We start from the raw sequence: 9,805 nt of genomic DNA, 5'->3' as shown, positions 1-9,805 counted from the left end.
ATTCTATGAAAATAATAAGATATTTCTATAAAAGTATACATGCTTTTTTTTATGATAGACTAGGTTCAGATAAACATACATCTGATTCAGCTTCAATTAGTGTTTTGGCAATGTTATTAGTAATTATTGTGTTAATTCTAACTAATATAGTATTTATCACTACATTCAATTTTAATATTTTAAAGGAATCAAATCAGTGGGTTATATTTATTTCTATTCTTATATTATACTTAGCAATTAGATTTTTTTTGATAAGAATTATTAAAAATTAAACGGAATAAATTCCTGATACCTTAGAATTACATTCCGTGTCCACAAATGAATTCTCAAAACCTAAAATTCATTTAACAAAACCTTTTTTCCCTCATTTACTTTTATTGGTATATTTGTAAGAATAACAACTCACCAATGAAAAAATATACGTCTTTCGTTCTATTATTTTTTACCTTTTTGGCTTCGGCACAAAATCTTCGTTTAGAAGACATCATGAAAGGAAATGAATTCATCGGGCACCAACCTGATAATCACCGTTGGTCTATTGATGGGCAAACCGTTTTATTTGATTGGAATCCTAATAACGAAATAGGAAACAGCACGTATTTCTGGAATGCTACCTTAAAATCACCACAAAAAGTAACGACTTCAAATCCTATTTACGATTTGGATTTCATGGCAAACCAAAAAGATTACGATGTGGTGTATTATACCAATCAAGGGGTTTTGTATTCGTATACCAAATCCACAAAAAAGACCAAAAAAGTAATTCAATTAGCCGATAGGATTAACTCGGTAGAAAGAAGTACGAATGCTGATGTGATTTTCTTTCAGCAAAATAGAAATGTATATCAATTCAATACCAAAGATTTTTCGATTGTTCAATTGACTAATTTCAGAACAGGAAAAGAAAATAAAGCATCAAAAGAAGAAGATTCATTCTTAAAAAACCAACAAAAGGAATTATTTCAATTTGTTCGTGATGAAGAAGCATCTTCGAAATGGTACGAGGAAAAATCTAAATCCAAAAAAGAGAAATTTCCAAAAGAAATCTATTACGACAAATCGTCTTTAGAACAAGTAAAAGCGTCGCCAGATGGGAAATTTGTAACGTTCAGACTTTCAGATTATCCAAATCAGCCATCAACAAACGTTGAAAATTTTATTACTGATGATGGTTTTACACGTCAAGAAAAAGCAAGAGCAAAAGTTTCGATTGATAATTTCAGTAAGCACAAATTCGGAATTTTCAATGTAGAAAAAGATACTACGTATTTCGTTTCGTTTTCTAATTTATCAGGCATCAAAGAAGCCCCAAAATACTATCAAGAATATGAGGATTTAAAAGGCGAATCGGAATATGATATTCCAGTAGTAATGCAAAGTCCAGTGTATAGCAAAGACGGAAAAAATGCCGTTTTAGAAATCAGAAGTCAAGACAACAAACATCGTTGGATTGTACAATTGGATTTAGTTTCAGGAAAAATCACGGAATTAGACCACCAACACGATGAAGCATGGATTGGCGGACCTGGAATTCCAGGCTATAGTTTCAGTGGCGGAACTTTGGGTTTTATTGATAATTCGACTTTTTATTTTCAATCGGAAGCTACTGGTTTTTCGCATTTGTACACGTATAATTTGAAAACCAAGAAAAAAGAAGCGTTAACAAAAGGAAATTGGGAAGTTCGTGAAGTGAAATTATCCAACGATAAAAAATCATTTTACATCACCACCACAACAACACATCCAGGTAACAGAAGTTTTTACAAATTGGACATCGCTTCTAAAAAAATGACTGGAATTTTAACGAATGATGGTAATTACGAAGTAGAATTATCTCAAGATGAAAAAACACTTTTAGTACGTTATTCGTATAAAAACAAACCTTGGGAATTGTTTGTGGGAACTAACAAACCGAATTCCAATTTGAAACAAATCACGTTCTCCACTACGCCAGAATTCAAAAAATACAATTGGAAAACACCAGAAGTCATCACCTTTAAAGCCGAAGACGGAACTAATGTTTACGCTCGTTTGTACCAACCAAAAACGGAAAACAAAAACAAAGCCGCAGTTATTTTTGTTCATGGAGCAGGATATTTGCAAAATGCGCACAATTATTGGAGCACCTACCACAGAGAATATATGTTTCACAACATGTTAACCGATTTAGGTTACACCGTTTTAGACATCGATTACAGAGCTAGCGATGGTTATGGTCGTGATTTCAGAACGGGAATCTACCGGCACATGGGTGGAAAAGATTTATCCGACCAATTGGATGGAAAGAAATATTTGGTTGAAAATTTAGAAATTGACGCTAACCGAGTAGGAATTTACGGTGGTTCGTATGGTGGATTCATCACGTTAATGGCATTGCTAACCGAACCAGGCGAATTCAAAGCAGGAGCCGCGTTGCGTTCGGTAACCGATTGGGCGCATTACAATCATGGTTATACTTCAAATATTTTGAACTTTCCAGAAACCGATCCTGAAGCGTACAAGAAAAGTTCTCCGATTTATTTTGCGAATAATTTACAAGACAAATTACTAATGTTACACGGAATGGTAGACGACAACGTGCAATTCCAAGACATAGTTCGATTGACGCAACGTTTCATCGAATTAGGTAAAAAAGACTGGGATTTAGCTGTATTTCCAGTAGAAGCGCATGGTTTTACTGAAACGTATTCTTGGGTAGACGAATACCGAAGAATTTTAAATTTATTCAACGAAAATCTATTACAAAAATAAAATGCCACAGTTAATCGAATTAGGAAAGAAAGCCGAAATGTTAGAGCAATTGCCTATCTTACAACAATTGTATCCTGATTATACGCCAGAAATTTATGGAAATTTGCTAGACAAAATGATTCCGCACAATTACAAACAACTCATCGTAGTAGAAAACGGAATCACGATGGGTTTAGCTGGGTTTTGGATTGGAACTAAATTGTGGAGCGGTAAATATCTAGAAATGGATAATGTGGTGGTACACGAAGATTTTCGTTCAAAAGGAATTGGCAGTATCATGACCGAATATCTCAATCAAAAAGCCATCGATGAAAACTGTAATATGATTGCCTTAGATGCGTATACGACCAATTTTGGAGCCCAAAAATTCTACATGAATCACGGATTTGTTCCAAAAGGATTTCATTTTGTGAAATATTTGAAAGATTAATTATTCAAGTTTTTTCAATTAAAACAACAAAATTTAATTTTGCCACAGATTAATGGGTTTTCACAGATTTTCTTTGATGATTATCGAAAATCCGTGAAAATTTGTGGAATCCGTGGCTTTTTTAAAAAAGAATATTTTTTGTTTGCTTGTAAACATTTTTCAGCTTACCCTAATTATTCAAGTATTCCCAAATAAAACTGTAGAATTCACTTTCTTGTTTTACTCTTTTCTCGTAGCTCGAAATATTACCTGAATGACCAGCAACTTTATTTACTTTCAAATAAATTGGATTTTTCTGTGCGGTTCTATTTTGTAATCTTGCTGCAAATTTATACGATTGAAAAGGTGGCACTCTATCATCGTTTTCGGAAGTAATAATTAAGCAAGTTGGATAATTCACGTCTTCTTTAATCGTGTGATAAGGCGAATATGAAAGCATAGATTGTAATTCTTCTTTGTTGTTTGGATTTCCATATTCGTCAAAATGATGAATTCCAGAAGTGTATTTATCAAGCGAAGCCATGTCTAATCTTCCCATTTCAGAAATAACGACTTTGAATAAATCAGGGCGTTGTGTCATGGCAGCACCCACAACTAATCCGCCATGAGAACCACCATTAATAGCTAATTTATTTGGATTGGTATAATTTTCTCGAATTAAAAACTCAGCTGCATCGACAAAATCGTTAATCGAATTGATTTTCTTCAAACCTTTACCTTCTCTGTGCCAGTTTTTTCCTTTTTCGCCACCACCTCTAACTTTCGCAAAGGCATAAACGCCTCCTTTTTCCATAAAATGTAATAATCCGGTGTCATAATTTGGACTGCTAACACTCCCAAAACCGCCATAAGCTCTTAATAAAGTAGGGTTGTTTCCATTAAGCTCAATTCCTTTTTTATGAATTATAACGATTGGAATATCTTTATTGTCTCTGCTTTTATAAGTAATTGTTTTGGTTTCAAAATAGTTAAAAGGGAATAAAGTTGGTTTTGGCTGAATAAAATCATTAAAATAAATATCATTCGCTCCTGTAGTAATATTTAACTTGTAATTTAATGATGAAATGGTGTATGAATAAAACGTAACGAAAAGGTCATTTGTTTTTTCGTCATAAAATCTAATTTGAAAATCCATATTGTGTGGCGCTTCAAATTTTCTTATAAATTTCCCAGTATAATCGTAAATAGACATGTAATATTTGCCCATATTGTTATACTTGCAAATAATATAATTTTCTAAAAAAGTGGCGTCAATTAGTAAATGTGAATATACTTGAGGAATTAAAACGGTATTCTCTGTTCGATTGTTTATATCAAAATAACTTACATTTCCCCAAGGATATTTTTCATCGGAAAAGTAGAATTTATCGTTAATGATGTTTAATAGTTCAAGATTAGTTTTATCGTCTTTTATGAAGTTTTTAAATTGAAATTGTTCATTTTCAATTGTAGTGTAATAATAGTTTTTCGTAGTTTCATCTTCACTTGTTTCAACAACAAATAATTTATTTTGTTTAACGAAAAAATTAAAATTAGCTTTTGAGTTTGAAGTATCAAAAACCAATTGGTCTTTACTTTGAATGTCTCCAATTTTATGATAATACAGTTGATAGGTGGAATCTTTTTCAAAGAATTCTTTGTTTGAGTTTTTCTTGTAGAAAATTCCTTTATCATTATTCCAAGCAACATTTGAAAATTTAATATCCGTTAAAACATCGTCAAGATATTTTTTGTTGGCAAAGTCTTTGAATTTAATTTCTTGTCTATCGCTTCCATTCGGACTAATTTTAAAAGCCAAATATCTAGCGTTTTTTGAAGGAAAAAATCCAGATAAAACCACATTTGCATCTTTGTAAACATCAAACGGATCAACCAAAGGTTTAGCAAGGTCGTTTAAATTTTCTCGGTAATATAAAACACTTGGTTTGTTCTTTTCTATTCGATAAAAATTATAAAAAAACTTTCCTTTTTTACTTGGCAATCCATTGGTAGACAAATAATCATAATCTTTTATTTTGAACGAAAAGTTATAATTTTTAACCAATTCTTTTAGTTTTTCTTCACTAACATTATTTTGTAAAGTTACCCAATCGGCTACTTCTTTGTCTGAAGTTTTTTCTAACCAAGCATAATCATCTTGTATGGTAATTCCGTGTTTTGAAAGCGTTGAGGAAACTTTTTTAGTTTCGATTTTTTGTTGAGAAAAAGCGTTTGCAATAATAAAAAGGAATACAAATAAATATCGTGTCATAATCTTACAAATAGTCTTGCGAAAGTATTAAAATATTATCCGAAACAATAGTTTTGGACTGTTTTTTGCAATAATAATTTCAGTAACTTTATCAAAACGAAATTTATCATGATTCAGTATATTTTATATCTATTCATTGCCACAACATTAATCTCTTGCAATTCAACAGAAACAATTGTACAAGAAAATAATTTATCGGCATCGTATGAAACTTGGGTAGCTGGTGTTCGTGGTGGTGGAAGTGGTATCAACTTTTATGTAGATTTAAAAGCCGAATTAAGCGAAGAAATCGAACTAAAAAAAGTAATTTTCAGAGGTTATGAAGTGCCTTTTGAAAAGCAAGATGCATTGCATTTCATTGCAAGAATAAAAACCGAAGGCAATCAACAAAAATTTGATGGTGATGATTCCCAAATTTACACCAGTCCCAAAAATGCCTTAACCTTAGCCGAAAACGAAGCCATTTTAATCTTCTTAAAAAACGGAAAAGAAATCCGTCAAACCATTAAAGAAGTTAAAGAAAAACCAATGTTGCTTTATCCTTCGGCAAAACCAAAGTTTTAATTACATTTGTTATTCTAAAACTAAAGGAAATTGAGTCTTTACAAAAGTCTTTTTAAACAAACGGCGATTTATGGCATAGCAACCGTTTTGCCAAGAATTATCAGCTTTATTCTGAATCCAATTTTTGTTTATTATCTTACCGATAAAGAAAAAATGGGTGAAGTTTCCGTTATTTTCTCTTATTTGGTTTTTTTCAATGTAATCTTATCTTACGGAATGGAAACCGCTTTTTTCCGATTTTATAATTCCGAAAACGATAAAAGTAAAGTAATTTCAACTTCCACTATTTCGCTCTTTTGGTCAACGATAGGGTTTTTAGTTTTGTTTCTTTTATTCCGAAAAGATTTAGCGCTTTGGTCAGAAATTAATGTAGAATATGTCGTTTTTACCATTTGGATTTTAGCTTTAGATGCTTTGGCGATTATTCCGTTTTCTAAAATTAGAGCAGAAGGTCGCCCGATTAAATATGCCATAATTAAGATTTCAAATGTCTTGATTAATTTGCTATGCAACGTTTTCTTCTTGATTTTTCTACCCGATATCGCAAACGAATCTTCTAATGCATTCATACAAACCATCTATCATGATGATTTTCAAATTGGTTATATTTTCGTTTCAAGTTTAATCGCAAGTTTAGTAACATTACTATTCGTTTTACCCGATTATTTCAAAATCAAATGGCAATTTGATACCGATTTGTGGAAAAAAATGATGCAATACGGTTTACCCATTTTAGTAGCTGGAATTGCATTTGCCATCAACGAACATTTCGATAAAATTTTATTAGATTGGATGGGTGTTGACATGGCAGATATTGGAGCCTATTCCGCTTGTTATAAAATCGGAATGTTTATGGTGTTGTTCCGCACAGCTTATTCTTTAGGAATTGAACCCTTTTTCTTTAGTCACGCTAAGAATGAAAATGCGCCTCAAACCTACGCTACGATTACTAAATATTTTGTCATTTTCGGTTCGTTTATTTGCTTAGGCGTTATCGTTTTTGCGGATATTTTAAAATTAATTTTAGTACCAAAAGACATTTATTGGGATGCAATGAATATAGTTCCGCTAATTGTTTTAGCCAACTTCTTTTTAGGAATTTATACCAACTTGTCCGTTTGGTACAAATTAATCGATAAAACCCGAATTGGAGCTTACATTTCAATTGTAGGAGCAATAGTAACTTTAGTTTTAAACTTGCTTTTAATTCCAATGATAAGTTACATGGGTTCGGCAATTGCTACCATTTTGGCTTACGGAACTATGATGTTTATTTCGTACTACATGGGACAAAAGAAATATCCAATTCCGTATGATAAAAAATCGATTTTCACTTATTTGGGATTAGCGGTCGTGCTTTCGGGAATTTCATTTTATGTGCCAATTTTACGTGAAACTTACGTCTTCGGAATTGCAGCTATCTTGTTTTTTGCTTACTTTGTGTACCGAAACGAAAAAGAAACCATTTTAACGATTATCAGAAGAAAATAATATGCAAATCAAAATCATCAATAAATCCAATCACGAGTTACCTAACTATGAAACCATCGCTTCGGCAGGAATGGATTTACGCGCGAATATTTCAGAACCTATCACTCTAAAATCATTAGAAAGAACTATCGTAAAAACAGGACTTTTCATTGAATTACCAATTGGTTTTGAAGCACAAGTTAGACCAAGAAGTGGTTTGGCAGCTAAAAAAGGAATCACCGTTTTAAATTCACCAGGAACAGTTGATGCCGATTATCGTGGAGAAATTGGTGTGATTTTAGTAAATTTATCAAATGAAGATTTCATAATCGAAAACGGAGAACGCATCGCCCAATTAATCATCGCAAAACACGAACGCGCCGAATGGATTGAAGTAACCGAATTATCAGAAACTTCTAGAGGTGAAGGCGGTTTTGGTAGCACTGGAGTGAAGTAAAGCCCCCTAACCCCCAAAGGGGGAATTGACAAAATTGTGTAAATAGTTATATATAAATTGAATTAATTAATAAAATCCTATTGACCCCTAATAGGAATTCCCCCTTCGGGGGTTAGGGGGCTAACATGAAAATAATCGTACCAATGGCTGGTCGTGGTTCACGCCTTCGCCCACATACATTAACTGTTCCAAAACCATTAATTCCAGTAGCAGGAAAACCAATCGTTCACCGATTAGTGGAAGATATTGCGGGTGTTTTAAATCAGAAAATAGACGAAGTAGCGTTTATTATTCATGAAAGTTTTGGTAAAAAAGTAGAAGAAGATTTAATTACCATTGCTCAAAAGTTAGGCGCAAGAGGAACGATTTACTATCAAAACGAAGCATTAGGAACAGGTCACGCAATTATGTGTGCTAAAGATTCTTTATCTGGACCAGCGGTTATTGCTTATGCTGATACGTTAATTCGTGCGGATTTTGATTTAGATACAACTGCGGATAGCGTAATTTGGGTAAAACAAGTCGACCAACCAGAAGCTTTTGGTGTGGTAAACTTGAATGCTAACGGAGAAATCATTGAATTGGTAGAGAAACCAAAAGAATTCGTATCGGATTTAGCCGTAATCGGAATTTACTATTTTAAAGATATTGCGGTGTTGAAAAACGAATTGCAATCGGTGTTAGACAACAACATTATCCATGGTGGCGAATACCAAATTAACGATGGTATTAAACAAATGATGGCAAAAGGCATGAAATTTGTACCAGGTAAAGTTGACGAATGGATGGATTGCGGAAATAAAGACGTTACCGTTGAAACCAATTCAAGAATGTTAGGTTTTTTACATAACGATGGTGAACATTTAGTTGATTATGATGTGAAATTAGAGAATTCAACTATCATTCCGCCATGTTATATTGGAGAAGATGTGGTTTTGATTAATGCAACCGTAGGTCCAAATGTTTCTTTAGGGAAAGGATGTCACGTGATTGATTCTACTATAAAAAACAGTTTGATTCAAACTCACGCACATATTAAAAATGCCAATTTAGATAACGCGATGATAGGAAATCATGCTAGTTTTGATGGCAATTTTACAAGTATTAGTATCGGAGATTATTCGGTTTTAGAATAGATGATAAAGAAAAAACACATAGCTTTTTTGGCGTTCCTGCTTTTTAGTTTTGGGAATCACTTGTTCGCGCAAGATAATCCCGATGCAATTGCTTTGGTGGATGACCAATTGGAAAATAATTTTTACGAAGCCTTGAAACAACGTGGCATCGAAAATTACGATAAAGCGATTGTGGCGATTCAAAAATGTATTGAAAAAGAACCTAAAAATGCATCTTTTCAATATGAACTGGGTAAAAATTATTTGAGCCTTAAAAATTATGTTGATGCGGAAAATGCTTTCAAAAAAGCAGTTGAGTTAGACAACAAACAACGTTGGTATTGGAACGGATTATACGACGTGTATTATCAAACGAAAGATTATCAAAAATCGATTCCGATTGTAGAAAAATTAATTGAGTTTGATGGTAACATGAGAGAAGATTTAGTTTCACTTTACATGAACACCAACCAACATGGAAAAGCGTTAGAGTTGTTGAAAGACATGGAATCAAAATCCAAGTTGACCAGCACAATGGAATACTATAAATTGAAGATTCAAGAATCAAACGCCTATACAAAACCACAAAAAGAACAGTTAGAAGGAGCGATTAAAAAGAATCCAAAAGAGGAACAAAATTACATCGATTTGATTGTTTTGTATTCAAGTTTCAATCAAGAAGACAAAGCCTTTGAAGTCGCAAAACAATTGGAAAAAGAAATTCCAAATTCCGATTGGGCTCATGTGAGTTTGGTGAAGTTTCATTT

8 protein-coding genes are annotated in these 9,805 nt (G+C 32.8%); 7 read left to right on the top strand and 1 reads right to left on the bottom strand.

Going from position 1 to position 9,805, the window contains the following annotated elements; all coding sequences use genetic code 11:
* Positions 1–408: 408 nt before the first annotated feature.
* Entirely contained in the window at positions 409–2,751 is a 2,343-nt protein-coding gene (locus L6Q46_RS10050; RefSeq protein ID WP_291284186.1) for a prolyl oligopeptidase family serine peptidase, read from the top strand.
* Position 2,752: 1 nt separating this feature from the next.
* The gene (locus tag L6Q46_RS10045) at positions 2,753–3,181 is read left to right on the top strand and encodes a GNAT family N-acetyltransferase (protein WP_291284185.1); all 429 of its coding nucleotides are present in this window, start codon (positions 2,753–2,755) and stop codon (positions 3,179–3,181) included.
* A 169-nt stretch (positions 3,182–3,350) separates the two neighbouring features.
* Here the strand turns inward: L6Q46_RS10045 and L6Q46_RS10040 are convergent, their stop codons facing one another.
* Positions 3,351–5,432, bottom strand: coding sequence for a prolyl oligopeptidase family serine peptidase (locus L6Q46_RS10040; RefSeq protein WP_291284184.1), 2,082 nt, complete (start codon positions 5,430–5,432; stop codon positions 3,351–3,353).
* 108 nt (positions 5,433–5,540) lie between these two features.
* On the opposite strand from L6Q46_RS10040, the gene L6Q46_RS10035 reads away from it, so the two are divergent.
* From L6Q46_RS10035 to L6Q46_RS10015, 5 genes are all read left to right on the top strand, one after another.
* Positions 5,541–5,996: a hypothetical protein gene (locus tag L6Q46_RS10035; protein WP_291284183.1), complete on the top strand. Its 456-nt coding sequence runs from the start codon at positions 5,541–5,543 to the stop codon at positions 5,994–5,996.
* A 30-nt stretch (positions 5,997–6,026) separates the two neighbouring features.
* Positions 6,027–7,487, top strand: a complete 1,461-nt coding sequence (locus L6Q46_RS10030; protein ID WP_291284182.1) for a polysaccharide biosynthesis C-terminal domain-containing protein — start codon at positions 6,027–6,029, stop codon at positions 7,485–7,487.
* Position 7,488: 1 nt separating this feature from the next.
* Positions 7,489–7,923, top strand: a complete 435-nt coding sequence (gene dut, locus L6Q46_RS10025; RefSeq protein ID WP_291284181.1) for a dUTP diphosphatase — start codon at positions 7,489–7,491, stop codon at positions 7,921–7,923.
* A 125-nt stretch (positions 7,924–8,048) separates the two neighbouring features.
* Positions 8,049–9,059: a sugar phosphate nucleotidyltransferase gene (locus tag L6Q46_RS10020; RefSeq protein WP_291284180.1), complete on the top strand. Its 1,011-nt coding sequence runs from the start codon at positions 8,049–8,051 to the stop codon at positions 9,057–9,059.
* Positions 9,060–9,805 (top strand): tetratricopeptide repeat protein (locus L6Q46_RS10015; protein ID WP_291284179.1); only part of this gene is annotated, 746 nt, incomplete at its 3' end.

The organism is Flavobacterium sp. (assembly GCF_023151265.1).
Classification (GTDB): Bacteria; Bacteroidota; Bacteroidia; order Flavobacteriales; family Flavobacteriaceae; genus Flavobacterium.
The sequence above is the reverse complement of the archived record's forward strand: the minus strand, read 5'-3'. Positions and strand labels throughout refer to the sequence as shown.